The following is a 24,594-nucleotide window of genomic DNA, read 5'->3' as shown; positions in this document are numbered from 1 at the left end:
GATCGGCGGGCGGCGGGCGCGGACGGGAGCCGGGACCGCGTCCGGCGGATCGAACCCGTCGAACAGCACGAACTGGGCCGGCATCGGCATGTCTCCTTGTCGTCGGCGATGCGATCACCAACCGTAGGAGCACCTCTCGGCCTGAACCCAGCGGCGAGAACGACAAAGACCAACGGATTCTCGCCAACGGCCGTGGCCTGGGCGTTCACGGATACGCCCTGGAACCACCACTGGCGGGATCCCGTCTATGGTGGCGATCGTGCACATCGTGGCGATCCTCGCACTGGACCATGTCGTGCCGTTCGACCTGGCGACCCCCATCGAGGTGTTCGGGCGTGCCCGCCTGCCGGACGGCCGCGGGCCGTATCGGGTGCGGGTGTGCGGACCCGGCCCCGAAGTGGGGACCGAGGCGTTCGCGCTGCGCGTGCCGTACGGCGTGGACGCGCTGGCGGAGGCCGACACGGTCATCGTCCCCGGCTGCTCGGAGCGGGCCGGGCCGCCCCCGCCCGAGGTGCTGGAGGCGCTGCGCGACGCGGCCGCGCGGGGCACCCGCCTCGCCTCGATCTGCGCGGGCGCGTTCACGCTCGCGGCGGCCGGGCTGCTCGACGGCCTGCGGGCGACCACGCACTGGGCGGCGGCGCCCGCGCTGGCCCGGCGGTTCCCGCTGGTGGACGTGCGGCCGGACGTGCTGTACGTCGACAACGGGCAGGTGCTCACCTCGGCGGGCGCCGCGGCCGGGCTCGACCTGTGCCTGCACATGATCCGGCGCGACCACGGCTCGGCCGTCGCGGCCGACGCCGCCCGCCTGTCGGTGATGCCGCTGGAGCGGGAGGGCGGGCAGGCCCAGTTCATCGTGCACGAGCACCCGCCGGTGCCGGCCGGTTCACTGCTGGAGCCGGTGCTCGCGTGGATCGAGGACAACCTCGGTCGCGACCTCACCCTGCGGGAGATGGCGGCCCGCTGCGGGATGAGCGAGCGGACGTTCGGCAGGCGCTTCCGGCAGCAGACCGGCACCACCCCGCTGCAGTGGCTGCTGCGCGCCCGGGTCAGGCGGGCGCAGTACCTGCTGGAGAACACCGACCACGGCGTGGAGCGCATCGCCGCTCAGGCAGGCTTCGGCTCGCCCACCGCGTTCAGGGAGCGGTTCAAGCGCGTCGTGGGGACGACGCCGCAGGCGTACCGCTCCTCGTTCTCCACCGCGTTCAACCGCGGCCCCGCCGCCACCTGAACGGCGCCGCGACGCCCCGGCGGGGCACGCCTGCCGGGGCCGGGGAGCGCGTCAGGAAAGCGGCTCTTCGCCGCCGGTGTCACCCGTGGTGGCCATGCCGCCCTCCGTCGCGGCGGACTCCTCGCCGCCGTCCGCTCCCAGCGCGCCGCCGATCGCGGCGATGGCGTGCACGAGGCGCACGCCCGAGCCGTCGCGGCGGCCCAGTTCCTCCGGCAGCGGCACCGGCTTGCCGGTCGAGGAGACGGCCTTGACCGGCGCCGGGCCGGCGTAGGCGAGCAGCAGGACGTCCTCGCCCTTCAGGAAACGCTGGGCGCGCACGCCGCCGGTCGCCCGTCCCTTCGGCGGGAAGTCGGCGTAGTCGGAGACCTTGCCCGCGCCCATCTGCGTGCCGGGCAGGGCGGTGGAGGAGCCGGCGACGGTCACCACGCGCGCCTCCCGCGCGGGATCGACCACGCCGAAGAAGACGACCTTGGCGTCGCCGTCGAGGCGCACCCCGGCCATGCCTCCCGCCGGGCGTCCCTGCGGCCGTACGACGGAGGCGGGGAAGCGCAGGAGCTGCGCGTCGCTGGTGATGAAGACAAGGTCGTGGTCGGCGGAGGTCAGCTCGACGGCGCCGACCACCACGTCGCCGTCCCGCAGCCCGATCACCTCGAACTCGTCGCGGTTGATCGGATATTCGGGCACGACCCGCTTGACCACGCCCTGGGCGGTGCCGAGGGCGAGGCCCGGCCCGTCGGGGTCGAGCGAGCCCAGGCCGACGACCTTCTCGCCGGGTTCGAGCGAGACGTACTCCGACACCGGATGTCCGCCGGCCAGCGTGGGCGGGTTGGCCGAGGGCGGCAGCGCGGGCAGGTCGATCACCGAGACCCGGATCATGCGGCCCTGGGACGTCACCACGCCCACCTCGCCGCGTACGGTCGAGCGGACCACCGACACGAGCACGTCGTGCGCCGCGCGCTCGCCCTCGCCGGAGATCGGCGTGGCGTCGGTCGTACGGGCGAGCAGGCCGGTGGACGACATCAGCACCAGGCAGGGGTCGTCGGGCACCTCCAGCGGCACGACGGCGGCCCTGGCGGCATCCGACGACTCCAGCAGGACCGTGCGGCGCGGCGTGCCGTAGGTCTTGGACACCTCGGCCAGCTCGGACGACACGACCTTGCGCAGCCGGTCCTGCGAGCCGAGGATCTCGTTCAGCTCGGCGATGTCGGCCTGGAGCTGCTCCTTCTCCCGGTCGAGCTCCAGCTTGTCGTAGCGGGTGAGGCGGCGCAGCGGGGTGTCGAGGATGTAGTTCGCCTGGATCTCGCTCAGCCCGAAGGTCTCCATGAGCCGCGCGCGGGCCTGGGCGGAGTCGTCGGACCCGCGGATCACCTGGATGACCTGGTCGATGTTGAGCAGCGCGATGATGAGGCCGTCGACGAGGTGCAGCCGTTCCTCGCGCTTGCGCAGCCGGAACGCCGAGCGCCTGCGCACCACGTCGAGCCGGTGGTTCACGTAGACCGACAGCAGCTCACGCAGGCCGAGCGTGCGCGGCTGGCCGTCGACGAGGGCGACGTTGTTGATGCCGAAGCTCTCCTCCATCGGCGTCAGCCGGTAGAGCTCCTCCAGGACGGCCTCCGGGTTGAAGCCGTTCTTGACCTCGATGACCAGGCGCAGGCCCTTGTGCCGGTCGGTCAGGTCCTTGAGGTCGGAGATGCCGTTGAGCTTCTTCGCGTTCACCAGCTCTTTGATCTTGGCGATGACCCGCTCGGGGCCGACGTTGAACGGCAGTTCGGTCACGACGATGCCCTTGCGGCGCGGGGTGACCTGCTCGATCGTCGCCTTGGCCCGCATCTTGAAGGTGCCGCGGCCGGTCTCGTAGGCGTCCCTGATGCCGTTCAGGCCGATGATCGTGCCGCCGGTCGGCAGGTCGGGGCCGGGGACGAAGCGCATGAGCTCGTCGAGCGTCGCGTCCGGCTTCCTGATCAGGTAGCGGGCCGCCGCGACGACCTCGCCGAGGTTGTGCGGGGCCATGTTGGTGGCCATGCCGACCGCGATGCCCGAGGCGCCGTTGACCAGCAGGTTGGGGAACGCCGACGGCAGGACCGACGGCTCGGTCTCCTGGCCGTCGTAGTTGGGCTTGAAGTCGACGGTGTCCTCGTCGATCGACTGCACCATGAGCATGGCGGCCGGGGCGAGGCGGGCCTCGGTGTACCGCATTGCCGCAGGGGCGTCGTCGGGGGAGCCGAAGTTTCCGTGCCCGTCCACCAGCGGCAGGCGCATCGAGAACGGCTGCGCGAGCCGCACGAGCGCGTCGTAGATCGCCGAGTCGCCGTGCGGGTGGAGCTTGCCCATCACGTCGCCGACCACGCGGGAGGACTTGACGTGCCCGCGGTCCGGGCGCAGGCCCATCTCGCTCATCGCGTAGAGGATGCGCCGCTGGACGGGCTTGAGCCCGTCGCGCGCGTCGGGCAGCGCGCGCTGGTAGATCACCGAGTAGGCGTACTCAAGGTAACTCGCCCGCATCTCGGCGGACACGTCGATGTCGACGATCCGCTCCTCGAAGTCCTCGTCCGGCGGGGGTGTCGTCGTGCGTCGGGCCATGTCGTGGTTTCCTGCGTGTCGAGGAGCCGGGCCCCGGCCCATCGGGACCGGGGAAGGTCAACGTCGGTGGTGCGTCTCGAACATTCTGCCGAGAGTTCACCCTGTTCGCGACTCACCACCATACTGCGGGGCCCGCGCCGGCCGTTCCGGCTTCCCCTATGGGACCGCCGCCGCGGGCCCGGGAACGGCTTCGCCCGCCGCCCCGGTCGTACGGGCCGGGGGCGGTCAGTCGCGGGGGCCGGCGCCGGGCCACGGGCCGGGCGTCTCGCCCTCGTCCTCGTCACCCGGCACGTTGAGCTTCTCGTCGTAGACACGGAAGCCCCTGGCCTTGTAGTTCGCCAGCGCGGCCGGTCCGTCGAGCGAGCAGGTGTGCACCCAGACCCGTCGCGTGGGCCGCAGGCCGGGCCGTCGCTCGGCCATGTCCCAGGCGCGGGCCGTGCCCTCGCCGAGCAGCCAGCCGCCGAGGCCCTGGCCGATCGCGTACGGCAGCAGCCCGAAATAGGCGATCTCGACCTCGCCCTCGCGGGCGTCCAGTTCCACGTACCCCGCGGGCGTGCCGCGCACCCAGGCCACCCACGTCTCGACGCCCGGCCGGTCGAGACATTCCTTCCACTGCTTCCAGGTCCACCCCAGACGCTCCGTCCACTGCCAGTCGCCGCCCACGGCGGTGTAGAGGAAGCGGCTGAACTCGGGGCTGGGGACCTCGGCGCGGACGATCTGCACGGACATCGCAGGGGGCCGTCCCGGCCGCAGATCGGCGGGGCTGGTCTGTTCGAGATACCAGGTGGTCACGTCCATAACGGCATTCATCCAACCATCCCCGGCAGTCCGCTCGCCTGCAACGGTCCGTTCCGGGGGCCCGAGGAATTCCGTCACGTCGCTTTCCCTCCTTTCCGGTCCGGCTTCACTTCGGCAACGTCTGTTGTCCGGCAGACCGATTTCCGCCACTATCGCAGCGGAAAGGAGCTGCTCGATGGCGCGCTGGTCCCTGGGTGTGGATCTGGGTACGAGTTTCTCCGCGGGGGCCACGGCGGCCGACGGCAGGGTGGACGTGCTCGAAGTCGGCGGCGAGCGGCGCCTCCCCTCGACCGTGCTGCTGAACGAGCAGGGAGTGCTGGTCGCGGGCCGCGTGGCCCACCGGGCGCTGATGCGGTATCCGGAGCGCGCGGAGCGCAACCCGAAGCGGTACGTCGGCCGGTCCACGATGCTGCTGGGCGCGGTCCCCGTCGACGTCAAGGACGCGCTGGCGGCCCTGCTGGAGCTGTTCGTCGCGGAGGGACGGACCCGCTTCGACGGCGCCGCACCCTCGGTGGTCGTCCTCACCTGCCCGGTGGCGTGGCGGGAGGACCGCCGTGCCGTGCTGAGCGCCGTCGGGCATGCCGTGGTGCCCCGGGCCCGGGTCGTCATCGTGGAGGAGCCCGTCGCCTCCGCCCTGCACTACGCCTCGATGCACGGGGTGAGCGGGGGCGGCAACGTCGCCGTCTACGACCTCGGCGGCGGCACGTTCGACACGGCGGTGCTGGCGGCCAAGGGCGGCGACTTCGACGTGATCGGCGAGCCCGGCGGCGACGACATGATCGGCGGCGAGGTGTTCGACGAGCGCGTCTACGCGTTCCTCGGCGGTCAGCTGGAACGGTCCGCCGCCGAGTGGTGGACAGAGGTCAGCACCAACCCGGACCGGAAGTACCGCGCCGCCGCCGCCGACCTGCTCGACGAGGCGCGGCTGGCGAAGGAGACGCTGTCGGCGTACGAGACCGCGAGCCAGTACGTGGGCGGCGCCGACGTGGACGTCGAGATCTCCCGGGCCGACCTCCACGCGCTGGTGGGGCCGGACATCGTGCGCACGGCCGACATCCTCGACGAGACCATCGTGCGGGCGAAGATCGACAAGCGGCGGCTCTCGGGCATCTTCCTGACGGGCGGCGCGAGCCGGATGCCTCTCGTGCACGAGACCCTGCGCGCCAGGCACGGAGGCCTGGTGCGCACCTACGACGACCCCAAGATCGTGGTGGCGCTCGGGGCGGCGCGGCTGGCCTGGAGCGTGCAGGAACGGGAGCATGGGGCCCAAACCCGGCCCGGTCCCATGACAGGTCCGCATCCGTCTCCGCATCCCGGCCCCGCTCTCGCTCCCGTGACGGGTCCGCATCCGCTTCCGTATCCCGGCCCCGCTCTCGCTCCCGTGACGGGTCCGCATCCGTCGCCCGTACCGGGGCCCGTTCTCCCTCCTGTGACGGGTCCGCATCCGTCGCCTGTGCCGAATCCCGTGACAGGCCCGGCGCCCGCGTTCGTGCCCCGCCCCGCTCCCGCGCGGGCCGCCGGACCGCTCACGCCGCTGCTGGACGACGTGTTGTCCGTCCAGGTGACCCCCAGCGGCGCGTACGCCCTTTGCGCGGGCAACGTCCTTCGACGGCTGGACCCGTCGACCTGGCGCGTGGACCGTGAGCTGGCCTTCGGCATGGTCGCCGACTGGTCGGCCACGGAGGAGGGGCTGCTGCTGGCGGAGCTCGGTCCCGCCGGCCGCCCCGGTTCCGCCGCCCCCCTGCTCCGTACGCTCACCCCCGAGCTGACCGTCCGGTCCACCACTCCGCTGCCCGGGGCGGCCGCCGTGCGCACCCTCGCCAGGGGCGCGGTCGGCTGGGCCTTCCACCGTACGGCGGCTCCCGTCGGCGACTCGCACGGGCTGCCGTGGGGGGAGACGGGCAGCCTCGGCGTGGTGGAGGTCGGGCTGAGCGGCTCACTCGCGGGAGAAACGGCCAAGGCGCCCCTCGGTCCGTCCGCGCAGTGGTTCGTCAACGAGAACAACGGCCTCCGCCGCCTGCACGACCAGGACACCCCGACAGGAGGAGAGCCGGCGCTCGCGGTGGGATCGCCCGGCTGCGTGGTGGTGCTGGGCCAGTACCGCGGCACGACCGGGCTCCACCAAAACGCCCAGCAGGCGTTCGACCCCTGGCAGGTGCTGTGCCTGATCGATCCGGGAGGCGGGATACGGCGCGTCGACCGGCGCCCGCCGAATCGGTCGCACCCGCCGAATTGGTTGCACCAGGCGGTCCTGCACCAGTCGATGTGGTTCGTCTCGACGACGGCGGGACTGGAGATCGACGTGGCGCCCGGCCCGCCGCGCGTGGTGATGCGCCGCTCGCGCAGCGGCGCCCTGCGCTGGTTCCCGGCCGGGCAGGAGATCTACGCGGTGGGCATGGACGGCGTCCTGCCGTCCCGGGGGTGGTCGGTGTCGCACTGTGACCGCGACACCGGGGAACTGCGCGTGCTGCGCCACGAGCCGTCGGCGGCCCTGCTCGGCCACCTCACCTCACGTGAGCGCTCCGAACGGCCCCGGGTGGTCGCCGACGGCGACGGGCTCTGGATAGGGGTGACCGGCGACCAGGCGAACTCCCGGATCCTGCGGGTCACCCCGGGCGGGGTGACCGAGGCGCTCTGCGAGCGCGGCTGGATCGAGCCGGTCGGGGCGGTGCCGTCCGGGCTGCTGGTGCTGCATCACCCCGAGACCGTCCCGGTGCCCGGCACCGGCGCGTACGGACCGGGCACACTCTGCCTGCTCACACACTGCCTGCTCACGCCAGGGCGTTGACCGCCGACCCGATCTCCCCCCGCAGCGCGAGCGCCCGCTCGGTCAGCTCCCCGGCCCGGGCCAGCCGGTCGGCGGCCCGCCGCCGGGCCTGGCCGCGATCGGCCGCCGACCGCCCGGCCGGGGCCCGCAGCTCGGCCCTGCGCGCCTCCAGTTCCTTGCGCTGCCCGGCGAGCGCGATGTCCGCGGTCTCCTCGACGGCCACCCGCCAGCTCGCCACCTCCCGTTCGAGGGCGAGGGTGATCTCGCCGGCCGCCTGGGTGAACTGCTCGCTCACCAGCCTGCGCAGCGCCGCCTGGTTGCGGTGCACCTGCTCCCACTCGCGCCGGCGGCTCATCACGGCCGCCGCGATCGCCGGGCCGATGAGGAACCCGATGGGGTTGAGGTGGGCGAGCGCCATCCCGATGGTGACCGCCATCGTGGCGGCGGGCACACCCTCGCGCAGCAGGTCGAGCTTCGCCGACTCGCCCGGCTCGCTCTGCAGCTCGTGCGACCACACCGCGGGCATCGACAGCTTCGCGAGGTCCATCTCCATCGGCTCAAGGCCGAGAGCGGCGAGGAACTCGTTGAGCGCCCGGCCGACGAGGCGGGACACCTCGGCGACGATGTCGTCCCAGGCCGCCCGGATCGACTGCTCGACGCTCTCGGGCAACTGCGCGAGATACCGCTCGAGCGCCGCCCGCGTGCCGAGCTCGGAGATCGCCTGCTCGTACGGCTGCCGCACCCGCGCCAGCCGGGCGCGCACGATCGCGCTCACCTCACGCCCCAGGAACTGGTTGCCCACTGCGTGGCGGCGCCGGTCGCGCATCGTCCGGGTGAGCTCCTCCAGGGCCTTGTCCACCTCGGCCAGCCGCCGTGCCGTCTCGGCGCCGTCCTCCGACGCGCTCGCCACGTCGTCCTCGGCCACCGCCGCCAGGGACGACAGGACCGATACGCAGGCCGACACCACCGTGGCGCTGCGGGTCAGCTCCCGCCCGCCCGCGCACGCCCGGATGTAGTCCTCCAGCGGGCCCATGCCGCTGCGCTCCTGGAGCTTCGCGGCCCGGTCCTCCCGGCCCAGTGAGCGCTGCGCGGCCGCCGCCTCGGCCAGCTTCGCGCTGACCGGCAGCCACGGCGCCTCCAGCAGCGGGGCGAGCGCCGCCGCGGCGCCGGGCGAGGACCGCCCCGCGTCGGCGACGAAGGTCGCCAGCCTGCGCCGGTTCTCCTCCAGCAGCGCCTGTGCGTTCGCCGAGTCCTCCACCTTCGTCAGCACGAAGGCGACCGCCTGCACCCGCTCCATCGCCTCGGCGAGAAACTCCAGCTCGTGCCGGAGCACGGGCTGATCTTGGGCGCTCAGCGCGAACAGCAGCGCGTCGGCCCGCTGGAGGATCGCGACCGTCGCCTGACGGTGGCCGAGGGTGAGACTGTCGACGCCGGGGGTGTCGAGCAGGCGCACGCCGTCGAGCATCGGATGGTCCATCGTCACGTCCACGCCGAGGACGTCCCTGCGCTTGGCCGGGTCGCCCGTCGTGGACGCGTAGTCGGCGATCTGCTCGGGGTCGATCACGACGTCCCCGTCGTTCCTGTGCACGGTGGCCGACAGGACCGGCCCCCGCCGCAGGGTGAGGTGGCAGTTGGTGGCGACGTCGGCGTCCACCGGGAGCAGGCCGGGCCGGCCCACCAGCGCGTTGATCAGCCGGCTCTTACCGCGCTTTTGCGCCCCGGCCACCACGATCGTGGTCTCGGTCTCCTTCCACCTCGCCGCGACCTCCACGAGGGTCTGCGACAGGTCCGCGCGGCCGCACTGCTTGGCGAACGCGTTCACCTCGTTGGCCAGGCGAAGCACCTGCTGGACGAGGTCAGTGGTGACCGGCATGCGGGGAGTCTCCTTGCGCGATGTGGCGTGCGTGCACGGCGATGAGGGCGAAGGCGTCGCACACGCTCTGCGCCGCCCGCCGATCCAGTACGGAGGTCAGGAGCTGGCCGAGCGAGCGGAACCGGCCGCTGAGCGCCGCGGCGAGCGCCGCGACGTCCGCCGGCGCGGCCGCCGGGCCCGCCCCCACCAGGGCCGTGGGGCCGCCGCCGGAGAGCAGCCGCCGCAGTGCCTCCTTGTCGGCGGCGGGGACCAGCGGGGACGCCAGGAGCCTGCCGACGGCGTCCCCCGGAACGTCCACCGGAACGTCCACCGGGGAGATGCCGTGAACGTCCGCCCCCGGCCCTGCGGTGGCCGGGGGAGCCGGCACCGCGAGGTCCTCGAGCACCCGCAGCACGTCACGCGCCCGCTGACCGCCCACCCGGCCCCGGTCGATCATCGCCTGCGCGCGCCAGCGCTCCGTGGCCGCCCGGGCCGCCTCGGCCACGTCGCGGGCGGGCGTCCCCGGCGGCAGGCCGAGTTGCCCGGCGGGGTCGTCCGTACGGGCCATGCGGAACAGCTCGGCCTGCATGTCGCCGGGCAGCACCAGCTGTCCCCGGCCCACGGCCTCCACCGCGGCGAAGATCCGCAGACCGCTCAGCCCGGCGGCGATGGGCCGGGTCTCGTCGAGTTCGGCGGCGAGCACGTCGAGCGCGGCCCGGTCGGCCCCGGTGGCGTCCTCGAGCGCCAGCCGTCGCAGCTGGGTGATGGCCGTCAGGGCCTTGAGCTGCTCGGCACGCCGCGCGAAGTGGGCCAGACCGGCCGCGACCGTGCCCGCGCTCGCCGCGGACCCGAAGCCCGACATCTCCAGCAAGGTGCGCCGCAGCGCCTCCTCGCCCTCCCTGACCGCGGCGACCGCCACGCGCAGGCCGTACCGGTGCAGCCGCGCGACGAGCCGCCGCGTCATCTCCGCCGGGATCGGCGACTCGGGCGGCCCGGGGATGTCGTCGAGGTCGAGCAGCAGGAAGTCGAGGTCGTCGTCGTCCAGACCGGCGAGCGCGGTGAGGGCCTCCAGCTCCTCGGGCCCGAGGGCGGGAGTGCGGGCCGTCTCGGCCAGCAGCCCGATCACCGGGACCACGTCGAACACCGACGTGCGCAGGTCCTCGTACGCGCGCGCGGCGAGCCTCCGCGCGGTGGGCCAGGGGTCCTCCTCGTCGCCCCGCCGGTCGATCTGGGTCAGTACGGCGAGGGTGTTCACGCAGGACATGCCACACGCGTCGGTGAGCGAGCGGAACTCGGCGAGAGTGGCGTCGTCGAACCTCTGGACGTAGCGGAGCACGTAGATCAGTGCCTGCGCGCGGTCGTCGTCCCCGTCGGTGCCGAACAGCATGCGCCGGGCCGCCTGCTCGTTCTCGGCGGTGACCGTGTTCATGCCGGGCGTGTCGATCACCGTGATGGCGCGCAGGGTGTCGAGGGCGAGCCGTACGCGCAGCCGCCGCACCCGCTCGGGAGGCACTCCGAGATCGGGCGGCATCCGATGGCCGGGCAGCAGCCGGGTGACCACCACCCGGCCGTCCTCGCACTCGGCCTCCACACGGCCGTCGTCGTCGCCGTACTCGTACTGCGTGACCAGTCGCGTGCACTCACCCGCGTCGACGGGGGCGACGGGCAGCCCGAGCAGGGCGTTCACCAGGGTGGACTTGCCGCTGCTCACCGCCCCGGCGACCGCGATCTTCAGCGGCGCGCCGAGCCGGTCGCGGATCTGCCCGACACGCCGCCGCAGCGCGGGATCGGTCAGCCTGGCGGCGGTGGCGTCGCACAGCGCGGTGAGCCGCTCGCCGGGGCCGGGGCTCATGCCGCCCCGCCGCGATCGCCGGGCTCCGCGTGGTCGCCCGCGTCGCTCGCGACGTCGCGCTCCGGGTCGATCACATGGTCGATCGCGGGGTCCATCGCACGGCCGGGCGCAGCGCCGGAGGCCGGGTCGTCGGGCGGGCCGTGGGGCGGGCCGTGCCTCGGATCGCCCGCGAGGGCCTGCTCCAGGCCGGGGCGGGGGAGCATCGACGGCTCCGAATCGTCGGCGCTCACCGTCACGTCGAGCATGTCCCGGCTCTCCTGGGGGGTGGGAGACGGCAGCGAGCCGTACAGGAGGTCATGGAAGCAGACGACGTCGTCGTTATCGGCGGCGTCGAAATGTCCATTGTTACGTTCCAATATCATGCCGCCTCAGCCCATTTCGGTGAAAGCCCCGGCATGGTCTCATCGTCGCAGATCGTAATCAGCACGGAGGGTGCGCGGCGCATGCCTTCTCCTCTTGTCAGCGACGACGAGGGCACACTCCTCGCGGCGGCACGGGCCGGGGACGTCCAGGCGTTCGGTGTTCTCTGGACGACCGTCGAACGGCGGGCCTTCGGCTTGTGCTTCCACCTCACCGGCAACCGGGCGGACGCGCTGGACGCGTTACAGGACACGCAGATAGCGGTGTGGAGGGGGCTGACCGGGTTCCAGGGCAGAGCGCCGTTCGCCGCCTGGGTGCTGGCCATCGCACGCAACGCCTCTTTGGCCCTAGTGCGCGGCAGGTCCTCCCAGGAGGATCCGCTGGTCCCCCACACGGACGAGCGGACGGCACGAGAGGCGGCCTTCGACGAGACGGTGGCCGGCCTCGTGGACCTGCGCAGGGCCCTGGGCGCCTTGCCTCCGTCGCACAGGGAGGCCCTGCTGCTGTGGGCGGGCGGGCTGACGTACGGGCAGACCGCCGCGGTGCTGGAGGTTCCGGTGAACACGGTCAAGGTCTGGATCTTCCGGGCCCGCGCGAGCCTGCGGGACCTGGTGGGAACGCCGGAACCGGCGGGGTGAGCCGGTCTCATCGGGGCGGGTCGGCCAGCCGATAGACCACGACGCGGGGCACCCGGAGGACCCGGTCGCCGTCCACGTAGCCGCAGCGGGTGGTCTCCGCGACGAGATCGTGCATGGCGGGATCCGTGGTGGGTGTCACCCTGACGGACTCGTGGACGCGTCCGTCGAAGCGACGGCCGACGGCGCGCACCTCCCGCACGCCCACCGTGTGGAGCGCGTCGTGCAACCGTTCGCCCAGGCCGGGGAACCGCGCCGACAGCTGGTCCCGGTGCCGGATGCAGGCCTGGACGAGCGCGTCGCGATCAGGCGGGCCGTCCGCGAGCAGCCGCTCGATCTGCTCGCTGACGGCCCGGCTCGCGCCGCTGCCCGCGACGTACTCGAGTGCCCGTATCAGGGCTTGCTGCGCGCCGGCCTGAGAACTCGCCGCTCGTGACGATCCGGTCGGCGCCGGTGCGAACTCCTGGTCTGGGTCCGGGTGGGCGTCGGCGGATTCCGGCGGCGGAGTGAAGGCCGGTGGCGCTGCGGTGGCGGCGTCGTACGACCGGGGACTCCCCGCGCCGGGCGGGGACGTGCCGGGCTGAAGTGTGCCGGATTGCGATGGGCCGGGCCGGGACGTGGCGGGCTGGGACGCGGCGGGCTGGAGCGGGCCGGCATGTGATGGGCCGGGATGCGAGTGGCCGGGGTGGGGCCGGGCGTGCTTGACGGACCACAGCACCACCAGCGCGGCCACCGCGATCACGGCGAGCAGGAGGAGGACCGCTCCGCCCCACCAGAGCACCTGTTCCCCGCCGATGTGGTGCAGCCACCCGGTCAGCCCGCCGGTCGCGCCGGTGTCCGGCGGGGCGGATTCGCCCGCGTCCCGCGCCGGACGGGTGAGTGGCGCGGGCCGCTCCGGCCCGGGGGTGGCGCAGGCCGTGACCCCCGTAAGGCAGGCGAGGACCGGTGCCGCGGAGAGCGCGGCGGCGACGCGCCGGCGCAGGGGCGCGGATCTTGGCGGCTGCATGGACGTTCCTTCCGGCCTGGTGCAGTCGTGTTCGCTGAGGCCGAGGCGTGCGCTGAGGCCGAGGCATGCGCTGAGGCCGAGGCGTGCATCGTCACGCCGGACGGGGGAGGCCCGCACACGCGGTGCGCCGTGCCGGGCCTCCGCATCCCGGGACGGGGCGGTTTCCGCCCCGTGCCCTTTCCGCAGGTGTCTGTGCTACGCCGTGGCGTTGGGGAACAGGTCGCCGTCGCTGCCCACCGTGTAGCTGGTCACCGTGACGTCGTTGACGCCGTCGTTGTCGGTGTCGAAAAGCTCCTGGTCGGCCACGCCGTCGCCGTCGGCGTCGATGTACTCGGTGTTGGCGATCCCGTCACCGTCGGTGTCGTAGCGCTCCACGTCCGCGACTCCGTCGAGGTCGGTGTCGGTGAACTGCGCGTCGGTCACGCCGTCACCGTCGATGTCGACGAGTTCCGTCTCGTAGACGCCGTCGCCGTCGGTGTCGATCCAGTCGCTTCCGGCGTCGCCGAAGGTCTCCATTGCCGTCTCCATGTGGTGCGTCGGAAGGTGTCTCGCCCCGCGAGGACGAGGGGACGGCCGCTCGCCGTCGTCCGCGCCTTCGCGGGGCCGCAGTGGTAGATGCGGACGCCCGGCGGATTGTTACAGCGGGAACGGGGAATTCCGGGCAGCCGTATGGCCGAGGGGATGGGCGCCGCCGCGTGCGCGCGGGATCCCTCGCGTGCCGATGCCTTCACGGTGGGCCCGTCCCCGGTCCACGGGTCGACCGGCCGAGGCCGCGAACGTCGGCGTGACCTGATACGAATGACGGGATGAGTGAAGAAGAGGAGACGTTGCGGGATGAGGCCGAGGCCCGGCTGCGGGCGCTCGCCGGCGATCACGCGCGGCTGCGCGACGACCAGTGGGCCGCCATCAAGGCCCTGGTGATGGACCGCAGGCGGGCCCTCGTGGTGCAGCGCACCGGCTGGGGAAAGTCGGCGGTCTACTTCATCGCGACCGCGCTGCTGCGCGAGCTGGGCGAGGGGCCCACGGTCATCGTCTCCCCGCTCCTGGCGCTGATGCGCAACCAGATCGCCGCGGCCGAGCGGGCCGGCATCCACGCCGAGACGATCAACTCGGCCAACCCCGAAGAGTGGGAGAAGGTCTACGGCCAGGTCGCCGAGGGCGCCGTCGACGTGCTGCTGGTCAGTCCCGAGCGGCTGAACAACCCCGACTTCCGCGACAACGTGCTGCCCGAGCTGGCCGGCAGCGCGGGGCTCCTGGTGATCGACGAGGCCCACTGCATCTCCGACTGGGGCCACGATTTCCGGCCCGACTACCGCAGGCTCCGCACCTTGCTGGCCGAGCTGCCGCCGGGCATCCCCGTGCTGGCGACGACGGCCACGGCGAACGCCCGGGTCACCCGCGACGTCGCCGAGCAGCTCGCCGTCACCCAGGAATGGGACGAGCTGCCCGGCGGCGAGGTGTTCGTCCTGCGCGGCCCGCTTGAGCGCGAGAGCCTACACCTGAGCGTCGTACGGCTGGGCGGAGCGGACCAGCGGCTCGCATGGCTGGCCAGGACCCTGCACGAGCTGCCGGGCTCCGGCATCGTCTACACGCTGACCGTCGCCGCGGCCCAGGAGATCGCCGCGTACCTGCGCGAGCAGGGCCACACGGTCGCGGCGTACACCGGGCAGACGGAGCCGGCCGACCGGCTGGCGGCCGAGGAGGACCTGCTCGGCAACCGGGTCAAGGCGCTGGTGGCGACCTCGGCGTTGGGCATGGGCTTCGACAAGCCCGACCTGGGGTTCGTGATCCATGTGGGCGCGCCCGCCTCGCCCGTGGCGTACTACCAGCAGGTGGGCCGGGCCGGACGCCGTGTGGAGCGGGCCGAGGTCGTCCTGCTGCCCGGCCCCGAGGACCGGGAGATCTGGGCCTACTTCGCCTCGCTCGCCTTCCCGCCGGAGGGCGTGGTCAGGGCGACGCTGGAGGCGCTGTCGGAGGGGGGCGTGCTGTCCACCGCCGCACTCGAGACGAGGGTCGACCTCAGCCGGAGCCGGCTGGAGATGATGCTCAAGGTGCTCGACGTGGACGGCGCCGTACGCCGGGTCAAGGGCGGCTGGGAGGCCACCGGCGAGCCGTGGAGCTACGACGCCGAGCGCTACGCCCGGGTCGCCGCCGAGCGCCGGGCGGAGCAGGAGGCGATGCTCGGATACATCGCGACGACCGAGTGCCGGGAGCAGTACCTGCGCCGCCATCTCGACGACGAGTCGGCGACGCCGTGCGGCCGGTGTGACAACTGCACCGGTGCCCACCGTGCCGCCGAGGTGCCGGAGGAGGCCGTCCAAGCCGCCCGGCAGCGGCTGGCACGCCCGGGTGTCGAGATCGATCCACGTCGCCAGTGGCCCACCGGCCTGCCGGATCTGAAGGGGCGGATCAAGCCGGAGCTGTGCGCCGAGCCAGGCCGCGCGCTCGGCCGCCTGACCGACATCGGCTGGGGCACCCGGCTGCGCGAGCTGTTCGCGGCCGGCGACGGGCCGGTCCCCGACGACGTGTTCGCGGCCGTGGTCGAGGTGCTGAAGTCGTGGGGGTGGGAGCGGCGCCCGGTCGCGGTCGTCGCGGTGCCGTCGGCCACGCACCCGGTGCTGGTGGGCACGCTCACCGAGCGGCTCGCCCGGGTGGGCCGCCTGGAACACCTGGGGGCGCTCGGCTATCGGGCCGGAGCCCCGGCGGCCAGGCACAACAGCGCGCAGCGGGTGACGGCCATCCGGGCGACGCTGGCGACGCCGCGCGACGTCGCGGCGCGGATCGCCGCCGTGGACGGGCCGGTGCTCCTCGTGGACGACCGCGTGGACACGGGCTGGACGATGGCCCTGGCCGCCGCCCAGGTCCGTCACGCCGGGGCCCCCGCCGTGCTGCCCCTGGTCCTGGCCGTCACGAACTGACCGCCTCTCACCCGGCCCCGGCCGTCACCGGCTGACCGCCTCCGGCCTCCCGTCTGCGCCCCGGCCCCGCCCCTGACAGGTGGGGTGGTGAGAGCCGAGGCCGGGCTCGGGGACGGGCCGGGGTGAGGTCAGGGTGATCACCCCATCCCCGGGGACCGGGCTGATCGCCAAACTTGTCGCCATGAGATCACTTGTTGCGGCTCCGGTCCTGTTCGGCGCGTACGGCGTCGCACGCGTTCTCGACGGACTCGACGGCAGTCGGGGGCCCGGCCTGGCCTGGGCTGTCGGGCATCTGTGCTTCCTGGCCGGTCTGGCCCTTTTTGTGCCGATCTTTGGGCGGCTCCGTAGCGTGGCCGGCGGTGGTGCGACGGCCACCGCGGGCTATGTGATCGGCCTCGTCGGCGCGCTCGCGCTGACCGCGCAGTTCACGATCGACGTCGTGGTCGGCTTCCTGTCCGCCGACCACGACGCGATGAGCCCGCGCTTCGACGCCGTCAAGGCGATCCCGGGCGTCGAGCCCGTCGTGTACGGCGTGGTGCCGCTGCTGTTCTACGTCGGCCTGCTGATGCTGGTGGCCCAGCTCGCGCTGCAGCGGCGGGTGCCGTGGTGGAGCCCGGTGCTGGTGCTGGTGCAGGCGGTGGTCCCGCTGGCCACCAAGGATCTGATTCCGGTGGGTGCGGTGCTGCTCCTGGTGGCCTTCGCGCCGCTGATGCGCGCACGTCCCGTGCGGCCGGGCGCACTCGCCCAAGGAGCGCTCTGACTCACGACGCCCCGCCGGTCACGCCCGTGATCCCCGGGGGAACGCGGGCGTCCGGCGTTCCAGGCGTACGCGATCAGAGGCGGGGACGGGCGCCGAGGTTGGAGATGCACTTGGCGGCGAGGGCGTTGCCCGCCGCCAGCGCCTCGGCGGACGGCTTGCCGTCCAGCCAGACGGGCAGGAACCCGGCGGTGAAGGCGTCACCGGCACCGGTGCCGTCCACCACGCGGTCGACGACCTCGGCGGGAGACCGGACAGGCTCCGGACGATTGTTGGAGAACCAGAGCGAGCCCTCGGCGTTCAGCTTGATCACGACCTGCGGGAACCAGGCGGTCAGCACCTTGGCCGCCGAGGCGGGATCGTCCCTGCCGGTGAGCACCTTGGCCTGGTCGCCGTTGGCGAACAGCAGCTTGGCTCCGTCGGTCCACTCCAGGAACGGCTCGGCGCCGGTCCGCTCCAGCGGGGCGGCGGATGCGCAGTCCACGGAGATCGACATGCCGGCCCGGCGGGCCATGTCGAGCGCGGCGAGGCCGGCGTCGCGCGACCCCTCGTTGATCAGCGTGTAGCCCGACACGTGCAGGTGACCGCCGGCGGTGAACAGGTCGCGCGGCAGGTCCTCGGGGGACAGCGCGGCGTTGGCGCCGGGGTCGGACAGCATGGTCCGCTCGCCCTTGTGGGTGACGAGCACGACACAGGTTCCGGTCGGCCGCTCGGGATCCATGACGAGCCGGGCGTCCACGCCGTACCCCATGAGCTCCATGTCGCGGTTGCGGCCGGTGATGTCGGCGCCGCGGCGTCCGATGAAGGCGACCTCGGAGCCCTCCACGGCGAGCCAGGAGGCGATGTTGGCGCCGGAGCCGCCACCGTGCATGGTCACGACGGCCGGGGTGTCGCTCGCCCTGGCAAGAGGGAACTTCGCGCGGGCGACCGCGTCCGTCATGAGATCGCCCACCACGACGACCCGCGTCATGATGTCACCACCTTGCCAACTGCTTGTGGAGGTGAGCCATGCCCTAGGAGGGGCGGCGTCCTCTCCGTGCTGTGAGGCTGACGTCCAGAAACCTAACAGCTTCCAGGGGCGTCGTGGGGTGGAGAGCGGTCAGACGGGCGCAGTCGATGCACAAGCGTTGCCCAACTTGCCGCGTCTGGGCTGGTAGATCCTCTATAAGCGCGTCCAAAAAGAGGGTCAGGTCAGTCGTAAGAAATCTCTCAATACAGGCCAAGCCGGACACCGCTAGCCTCGATTGCGTGCACCCTCAGTACCCCGCCCACTGGGAGGCGGACGTCGTGCTGTCCGACGGCGGCACCGCGCACGTCCGCCCGATCAGGCCGGACGACGCCGACATGCTGCGTTCGTTCTACTCGCGCCTGTCCGCGGAGTCCATCTACTTCCGGTACTTCGGGCCGCGGCCGCGGCTGACCGACAAGGACGTGGTCTGGTTCACGAACGTCGACTACGACAACCGGGTCGCCCTCATCGCCACGATCGGCACGGAGATGGTCGCGGTCGTACGGTACGACCGGGTGCGGCCGCGCGACCACGCCGAGGTGGCCTTCCTGGTGGAGGACGCCCACCAGGGCAGGGGCGTGGCCTCGGTGCTGATGGAGCACCTGCGGGCCGCCGCGCGCGAGCGCGGGATCAAGACGTTCATCGCGGACGTGCTGCCGGGCAACCACCGGATGATGGGCCTGTTCCGCCAGGCCGGCTACACGGCGCAGAGCCAGTTCGAGGACGGTGTCGTGCGCATGACGCTCGACCTGTCCAGCACCGAGACCGCGCTGGAGGTCAGGCTCGCCCGCGAGCACCGCGCCGAGGCGCGCTCGATCGCCCGCCTGCTGACGCCGGAGTCGGTCGCGGTCATCGGCGCGAGCCGCGAACCAGGCGGAATCGGTCAGACTGTCCTGCGCAACCTGCTCGCCGCCGACTTCACCGGCCCCGTCTACCCCGTCCACCGGCACGTACGGGCCGTGGCCGGCGTGCGGGCCTACCGCAACGTGTCGGCGATCGACGGCGAGGTGGACCTGGCCGTGCTGGCCGTCCCCGCGGAGGGCGTGCTCGAACTGGTCGAGGAGTGCGCGGAGAAGGGCGTGAAGGGCCTGGTCGTGGTCTCCTCCGGGTTCGGGGAGACCGGGCCCGAGGGCCTCGCCCGCCAGGAGGAGCTGGTCCGCATCGCCCGGGCGTACGGCATGCGGGTGGTGGGCCCCAACTGCCTGGGCATCGCCAACACCGACCCCGCCGTACGGCTCAACGCGACGCTCGCGGCGACCCTGCCGGGGCGGGGGAGGGTCGGGTTCTTCAGCCAGTCGGGCGCGCTCGGCACCGCCCTGCTGCAGCGGGTGGCGCAGCGCGGCATGGGCATCTCGACGTTCGTCTCGGCCGGGAACCGCGCCGACGTGTCCGGCAACGACCTCCTCCAATACTGGGAGGAGGACCCGGCGACCGACGTGATCCTGCTCTACCTGGAGTCCATCGGGAACCCGCGCAAGTTCACCCGGCTGGCCCGGCGGATCTCCCGGTCCAAGCCGATCGTCGTGGTCAAGTCGCGTGGCGTCCCCGGCGGGCACCGCGCGCCCGTGCTCGCGCTGCCCGACACCGCGCTGAGTTCGCTGTTCGCCCAGGCGGGGGTCATCCGCGTGGACGACCTGGTCCAGCTCTTCGACGTCGCCCAGCTCCTGGCGCACCAGCCGCTGCCGGCCGGGCCGCGGGTGGGCGTGGTCGGCAACTCCGACGCGCTCACGCTGCTGGCGGAGGAGGCGTGCGCCGGCGCCGGCCTGGAGCCGAGCCCGCCGGTGAACCTCGGCGCCCGTGCCGGCGCCGCCGAGTTCGCCGACGCGCTGCGGAGCGTCCTGCCCGAGGTGGACGCCGCCGTCGCCATCTACATGCCGCCGGTTCCCGGCGACTGCCGCGAGGTGGCCGAGGCGCTGCTGGAGGTCGCGCGGGAGTCGGGCAAGCCGGTGCTCGCCACTTTCGAGGGGCAGCTCGGCATGCCGTCCGAGCTCCGCGTCCCGGGCGGGCCCGGCGACGAGTCCCCCGGCCCGGGGTCGATCCCGTCGTACCCCGCCCCGGAGGAGGCGGTCCGCGCGCTGGCCCACGTGGTGCGGTACGCCCGCTGGCGCCAGCAGCCGCCGGGCACGATCCCGTCCGTGGAGGGGATCGACACGGCGGCGGCACGGGAGATCGTCGCCGCCGCGCTGCTCGACGGCGAGGAGCGGGAGATCGACGCGACCGCGCTGCTGGCCTGCTACGGCATCGAGGTGTGGCCGTCGCACGTGGCCGCGGACGCCGACGAGGCCGTCGCCGTCGCCGAGCGGATCGGCTGGCCCGTGGTGGTCAAGTCGGCCGATCCGGAGGACGCCCGCCGCGCCGGCACCGTGCGCATCGGTCTCACCGAGCCGGCCGGGGTCCGGCAGGCGTACGCGGACCTCGCCGCCCTGCTCGGACCGAAGACGCCGCTCGCGGTGCAGCGCATGGCGCCGCAGCCCTCGGTGCCGACCGTCGTCGGCGTGATCCAGGACCGCTCCTTCGGCGGGGTCGTCACGTTCGGACTCGGCGAGGTCACCGCCCGGCTGCTCGGCGACCAGGCCCACCGCCTCGCGCCGCTCACCGCCGAGGACGCGGCGGAGCTGGTGCGGTCGGTGCGCGCCGCGCCGCTGCTGTTCGGCGAGTACGGCTACCAGGCGGTGGCCGTCGAGGCGCTGGAGGAACTGCTGGTGCGGGCGGGACTGCTGGCCGACGCCCTGCCCGAGGTCGCCAGGATGGACCTCGACCAGGTCCTGGTGGGTGCCTCGGGAGTGGCCGTGCTGGGCGCGCGGGCCGTGCTGCGGCCGGTCACCGCGCTGCGTCCCGACGTCGGGCCCCGCCGGCTGAGCTGAGCGGCGCCGTCCGAGCTGATCGGTGCCCCCTGAAGTGATCGGTGCCGTCTGAAGTGATCGGGCCGCCGCCGCGATGCGGGCGAAAACCGGGCCGACCGGGGTGTGAAAGAGGTGTCCCTTACAGGGCAGGATGGACCCATGAGGGAAACCCGAGTCTCCGCCGCGGGCTTGCGCGAGGCCATAGATCGCAGCGGCTACTACCCGGATCTGGTGGCCGACGCCGTCGACTCCGCGCTCGGCAACGAGGCGGTCACGGCGTACGTCGTGCATCACGAGGCCACGTTCGACCCGGCGATGGAGGTGCGCAGGCACGTCACGGTCCTGGTCCTTTCGCCCACCCGGCTGCTGGTCTGCCACACCGACGAGCACCCGCCCGCCGAGGGCATGCCCGCGTCGCACGCCTCCACCACCACCGAGGCGGTGAGGCTCAGTCGCATCCAGTCGGTCGCCGTGACCAGGGTCGTGCCCGACCCCGCGGCGTACGTGCCCGGCGTCCCCCCGACGGAGGTCACCCTGACGATCGGATGGGGCGCGATCTCCCACGTCGATCTCGAACCGGCGACCTGCGGCGACGAGAACTGCGAGGCCGATCACGGCTACACCGGCGCGATCACGGCCGACGACCTGTCCCTGCGGGTCAGCGAGGCGGCCGACGGCCCCGAGGCCGTCACGCACGTGCTGGCGTTCGCCAAGGCGCTGTCGGAGGCCACCGCCAAGGCGGCGAGCTAGACCGTGTCCCGTGGTCCCGTGGATCTCGTGAAGATCCGCGGGAAACTCCCCGACCGTCCCCCTCGACCCGCCGGGAGGTGACGTGATCGACCCCCGGCCCCCTGCGACGTCCGCCGTGACGCCCCCGGGGACGCCCTCAGGGGCGCTCCCGGGGGAGTCGGTGCCGTACGTGCCCGCGTACGGCACCGCGTCGCTGGCCGATCTGCCGGGCTCCCTGCTCGCCTCCCTCGGGCTTCCGACCGGCAACACGCTGGCGCTGGAGCCGGCCCCGCGGGTGTGCCTGTTCCTCGTGGACGGGCTCGGGGCCGAGCTCCTGGCCGCCCATCCCGGCGCCGCGCCGTTCCTGTCGGCCCACCTGCGGGGGACGCTCACGGCGGGCTTCCCCTCCTCGACCCCGATCAGCCTGGCCACCCTGGGCACCGGCGCCCCTCCCGGGGAGCACGGCATGGTCGGCATCCAGATGGCCGTCCCTGGGGAGGGGCGGCTGTTCAACTGCCTGCGCTGGACGGCCCCCGGCCTGTCGATCGACCCGGACGTGTGGCAGCCCGCGCCGACCGTCTACGAGCGCATGGCGGCGGCGGGGATCGAACCCGTCTACGTGGCGCCCGCCGCGTTCGACGGCACAGGTCTGACCCGCGCCGTCTACCGGGGCATGCGCCACCGGGCGGCCGAGAGCCCCGGCGAGCGCGTCGAGGCCGTACGGCAGGCGCTGCGCGAGACCACGTTCGTGACCGTCTACTACGGCGGGGTCGACAGCGTGGGGCACTTCAGCGGGTGGGGCGGCGGCGAATGGGTCGAGCAGGTCGCCGTCGTGGACCGTATGGCCGAGCGCATCGCGGAAACACTGCCGCCGGGTGCGGTCCTGTACGTCACGGCCGACCACGGCATGGTCAACGCCTTCGACAAGGTCGACGTGGACCGCGACCCCGGCCTGCGGGAGGGTGTGCTCATGCTGGGCGGCGACGCCCGCGCCCGCCACGTCTACACCCCTCCGGGAGCCGCCGCGGACGTGCTGGACACCTGGCGGGAGGTCCTGCGCGGGCGTGCCTGGGTGGTCACCCGCGAGGAGGCCGTCTCCGCGGGCTGGTTCGGCCGGCGGGTCCGCCGCGAGTGGCTCGGCCGCATCGGCGACGTGGTGGCCGTGCCGTACGGCGACTGCGTGATCGTGGCCTCGGCCGAGGATCCGGTGGAGTCGTCCATGATCGGCTACCACGGCTCGCTGACTCCCGCCGAGCAGAACGTCCCGCTTGTGGAGATTCGTCGCTGACGCTCGCGCGGATCCAGGTGATGCCCGCCGCTGATCTCCATGTCCTCTGATCGGCAGTTTGGACTGCTCAGTTTGAGGTGTACAGTCCAAACTGCCTTTTTGGGGGTGTGTCATGAGTGATGCCGCTTCTGAGGCGGCGGAGCAGGCGGCCGGCGACGCCTGGGTGGCGGTCAGCCGGCTCGTCCGCAGGCTGAGAGAGCTGGACACGGAGGGAGACCTCAGCTCCGGCCAGGTCTCCGTGCTCGCGCGGCTGGCCAAGCACGGCCCGGCGTCGGCCAGTGAGCTGGCCGCGGCCGAGCGGGTCAGGCCGCAGTCCATGGCGGTGATCGTCCAGGCGCTCGAACGGGCCGGGCTGGTGGAACGCCACCGCGATCCCGAGGACGGCCGGCGCCGGCTCGTCACGCTGACCGAGCTGGGGCGTGAGCGCCGTCTGGACGACCGGAGGGCGCGTGAGGCGTGGCTGGCGCGGGCGCTGCGGGAACACTGCACCGAAGCGCAGCTGCGCACGATCATCGAGGCGATGGCGCTGCTGGACGCCGTGGCCCAGTCATGATCGGGGTCCGGGCATGACGCGGGTTCCGGCCGCCTCCCGTGCCGGGCGCCGATCGGACGCCGGCGGCTTCGACCGCCGGCTGATCGCCCCGATGATCCTGGGCTCGATCCTCAACCCGATCAACTCCTCGATGCTGGCGGTGGCGCTCGTGCCGATCGGCCGCTGGTTCCACGCCTCGCCCGCGCACACCGCGTGGCTGGTGACGGGGCTGTACCTGGCCACCGCGGTCGGGCAGCCGGTGATCGGACGGCTGGTGGACACCTTCGGCCCGCGGCCGCTGTACCTGGCCGGCACGGCGCTCGTCGGCGGCGCCGGGCTGCTGGGCGTGCTTGCCCCCAGCCTGGGCGTCCTGATCGTGTCCCGGGTCCTGCTCGGGATCGGCACCTCCGCCGCCTACCCCGCCTCGATGTTCCTGCTGCGGGCCGAGGCCGACCGCACCGGCATGCGAAGTCCCAGCGGGATCCTGGCGGCACTGTCGATCTCCAACCAGGTCATCGCGGTCATCGGGCCGACCCTGGGCGGTCTGCTCATCGGCGCGGGCGGCTGGCATCTCATCTTCGCCGTCAACGTGCCGCTCTCGGCAGCCTGCCTCGTCCTCGGCGCGCGGCGGCTGCCCCGCCGCGTCACGACCTCCTCCGGGGCCGCCGGCGGTGGACTGGACGTGATCGGCATGGCGCTGTTCGCCGGCACGCTCACGGCGTTCATGACGTTCCTGATGAACCCGTCGTGGGGGCTCTGGTGGCTGCCGGTGGTCGTCGCGATCGCCGGGACCTGCTTCGCCGTACGGGAACTGCGGGCGGCGCAGCCGTTCCTCGACCTGCGGGTGCTGGGCGGCAACCTGCCGTTGCTGGCCACGTACGGCAGGCAGTGGCTGGCCTACACGACCTCCTACGCATTCATGTACGGGTTCCCCCAGTGGCTGCAGGACGGCCGGTCGCTCACCCCCTCGGCCGCCGGGCTGCTGCTCCTGCCCATGTCGGCGATGGGCATCGCCGTGACCGCCCTCACCGGCCGCCGCGCCGAGGTGCGCGGCAAGCTCGCCGGGGGCGCCGCGGCGCAGATCGGCGCGTGCGCCGCGCTGCTGACGGCCGGCTCCGGCAGCCCGATGTGGCTGCTGGCGCCGATCGGCGCGTTCGTCGGCATCGCGCAGGGCCTCACCGGGCTGGCCAACCAGAACGCGTTGTACGCGCAGGCCGACCCGGCCCGCATGGGCTCCTCCGCCGGGCTGCTGCGCACGTTCGGATATCTCGGCGCGCTGAGCGCCTCGGCCGCCGACGCGGCGTTCTACCGGCACGGCGCCACCACGCCCGGGCTGCACGGCCTGAGCCTGCTCCTGCTGGGCGTCTCGGTCCTGTTGCTGCTCGGCACTCTCGTCGACCGGTCGCTGCGCCGCGTCGGCCGCACCTGACCACTCCTGCC

The 24,594-nt window shown here is 73.2% G+C and carries 18 protein-coding genes; 10 read left to right on the top strand and 8 right to left on the bottom strand.

Features of this window, described 5'->3' with window-relative positions; translation table 11 throughout:
- Positions 1–259: 259 nt before the first annotated feature.
- Entirely contained in the window at positions 260–1,228 is a 969-nt protein-coding gene (locus ACQPZZ_RS29420; protein WP_432924402.1) for a GlxA family transcriptional regulator, read from the top strand.
- Positions 1,229–1,279: 51 nt separating this feature from the next.
- On the opposite strand, the gene ACQPZZ_RS29415 is transcribed toward ACQPZZ_RS29420, so the two are convergent.
- Positions 1,280–3,808: a DNA gyrase/topoisomerase IV subunit A gene (locus ACQPZZ_RS29415; protein WP_432924400.1), complete on the bottom strand. Its 2,529-nt coding sequence runs from the start codon at positions 3,806–3,808 to the stop codon at positions 1,280–1,282.
- 225 nt (positions 3,809–4,033) lie between these two features.
- Positions 4,034–4,618 (bottom strand): GNAT family N-acetyltransferase, encoded by a 585-nt coding sequence (locus ACQPZZ_RS29410; protein WP_432924398.1) that lies wholly within the window; start codon positions 4,616–4,618, stop codon positions 4,034–4,036.
- 163 nt (positions 4,619–4,781) lie between these two features.
- Between ACQPZZ_RS29410 and ACQPZZ_RS29405 the strand changes: the two genes are divergently transcribed.
- Positions 4,782–7,394, top strand: a complete 2,613-nt coding sequence (locus ACQPZZ_RS29405) for an Hsp70 family protein (RefSeq protein ID WP_432924396.1) — start codon at positions 4,782–4,784, stop codon at positions 7,392–7,394.
- On the opposite strand, the gene ACQPZZ_RS29400 is transcribed toward ACQPZZ_RS29405, so the two are convergent.
- Genes ACQPZZ_RS29400 through ACQPZZ_RS29390 form a run of 3 tightly spaced genes read right to left on the bottom strand, consistent with a single transcriptional unit; the run spans position 7,378 to position 11,439 of the window.
- Positions 7,378–9,246 carry a dynamin family protein gene (locus ACQPZZ_RS29400; RefSeq protein ID WP_432924394.1) on the bottom strand — a complete coding sequence of 623 codons (1,869 nt, stop codon included), beginning with the start codon at positions 9,244–9,246 and terminating at the stop codon, positions 7,378–7,380. The two genes, ACQPZZ_RS29405 and ACQPZZ_RS29400, sit on opposite strands and share 17 nt — an antisense overlap.
- Positions 9,230–11,077, bottom strand: coding sequence for a dynamin family protein (locus ACQPZZ_RS29395; RefSeq protein WP_432924392.1), 1,848 nt, complete (start codon positions 11,075–11,077; stop codon positions 9,230–9,232). The genes ACQPZZ_RS29400 and ACQPZZ_RS29395 overlap by 17 nt, the downstream gene beginning before the upstream one ends.
- Entirely contained in the window at positions 11,074–11,439 is a 366-nt protein-coding gene (locus ACQPZZ_RS29390) for a hypothetical protein (RefSeq protein ID WP_432924390.1), read from the bottom strand. The genes ACQPZZ_RS29395 and ACQPZZ_RS29390 overlap by 4 nt, the downstream gene beginning before the upstream one ends.
- Positions 11,440–11,520: 81 nt before the next feature.
- On the opposite strand from ACQPZZ_RS29390, the gene ACQPZZ_RS29385 reads away from it, so the two are divergent.
- Positions 11,521–12,075 carry an RNA polymerase sigma factor gene (locus ACQPZZ_RS29385; protein ID WP_432924388.1) on the top strand — a complete coding sequence of 185 codons (555 nt, stop codon included), beginning with the start codon at positions 11,521–11,523 and terminating at the stop codon, positions 12,073–12,075.
- 7 nt (positions 12,076–12,082) lie between these two features.
- Here ACQPZZ_RS29385 and grpE read toward each other — a convergent pair whose 3' ends face one another.
- Both grpE and ACQPZZ_RS29375 read right to left on the bottom strand, forming a co-directional pair.
- Entirely contained in the window at positions 12,083–13,078 is a 996-nt protein-coding gene (grpE, locus tag ACQPZZ_RS29380) for a nucleotide exchange factor GrpE (protein ID WP_432924386.1), read from the bottom strand.
- Between the two features lie 195 nt (positions 13,079–13,273).
- A complete protein-coding gene (locus ACQPZZ_RS29375; protein WP_432924384.1) occupies positions 13,274–13,594 on the bottom strand; it encodes a hypothetical protein in 321 nt (106 codons plus the stop codon).
- A gap of 290 nt (positions 13,595–13,884) precedes the next feature.
- Here ACQPZZ_RS29375 and ACQPZZ_RS29370 point away from each other — a divergent pair, with 290 nt between their 5' ends.
- Positions 13,885–15,996, top strand: coding sequence for a RecQ family ATP-dependent DNA helicase (locus ACQPZZ_RS29370; RefSeq protein WP_432924382.1), 2,112 nt, complete (start codon positions 13,885–13,887; stop codon positions 15,994–15,996).
- A 181-nt stretch (positions 15,997–16,177) separates the two neighbouring features.
- Positions 16,178–16,756, top strand: coding sequence for a hypothetical protein (locus ACQPZZ_RS29365; protein ID WP_432924380.1), 579 nt, complete (start codon positions 16,178–16,180; stop codon positions 16,754–16,756).
- A 73-nt stretch (positions 16,757–16,829) separates the two neighbouring features.
- Here the strand turns inward: ACQPZZ_RS29365 and ACQPZZ_RS29360 are convergent, their stop codons facing one another.
- Entirely contained in the window at positions 16,830–17,723 is an 894-nt protein-coding gene (locus ACQPZZ_RS29360; protein ID WP_432924378.1) for a carbohydrate kinase family protein, read from the bottom strand.
- Positions 17,724–18,001: 278 nt separating this feature from the next.
- Between ACQPZZ_RS29360 and ACQPZZ_RS29355 the strand changes: the two genes are divergently transcribed.
- From ACQPZZ_RS29355 to ACQPZZ_RS29335, 5 genes are all read left to right on the top strand, one after another.
- Positions 18,002–20,626, top strand: coding sequence for a GNAT family N-acetyltransferase (locus tag ACQPZZ_RS29355; protein ID WP_432924376.1), 2,625 nt, complete (start codon positions 18,002–18,004; stop codon positions 20,624–20,626).
- Between the two features lie 138 nt (positions 20,627–20,764).
- Entirely contained in the window at positions 20,765–21,355 is a 591-nt protein-coding gene (locus ACQPZZ_RS29350; protein WP_432924374.1) for a DUF5998 family protein, read from the top strand.
- Between the two features lie 82 nt (positions 21,356–21,437).
- Entirely contained in the window at positions 21,438–22,622 is a 1,185-nt protein-coding gene (locus ACQPZZ_RS29345; RefSeq protein WP_432924372.1) for an alkaline phosphatase family protein, read from the top strand.
- Between the two features lie 112 nt (positions 22,623–22,734).
- On the top strand, positions 22,735–23,175 hold the full coding sequence (locus ACQPZZ_RS29340) for a MarR family winged helix-turn-helix transcriptional regulator (protein WP_432924370.1): 441 nt from the start codon (positions 22,735–22,737) through the stop codon (positions 23,173–23,175).
- Positions 23,176–23,188: 13 nt separating this feature from the next.
- On the top strand, positions 23,189–24,583 hold the full coding sequence (locus ACQPZZ_RS29335; protein WP_432924368.1) for an MFS transporter: 1,395 nt from the start codon (positions 23,189–23,191) through the stop codon (positions 24,581–24,583).
- Positions 24,584–24,594 lie beyond the last annotated feature (11 nt).

Source organism: Microbispora sp. CA-135349 (assembly GCF_050947365.1).
Classification (GTDB): domain Bacteria; phylum Actinomycetota; class Actinomycetes; order Streptosporangiales; family Streptosporangiaceae; genus Microbispora.
The sequence above is the reverse complement of the archived record's forward strand: the minus strand, read 5'-3'. Positions and strand labels throughout refer to the sequence as shown.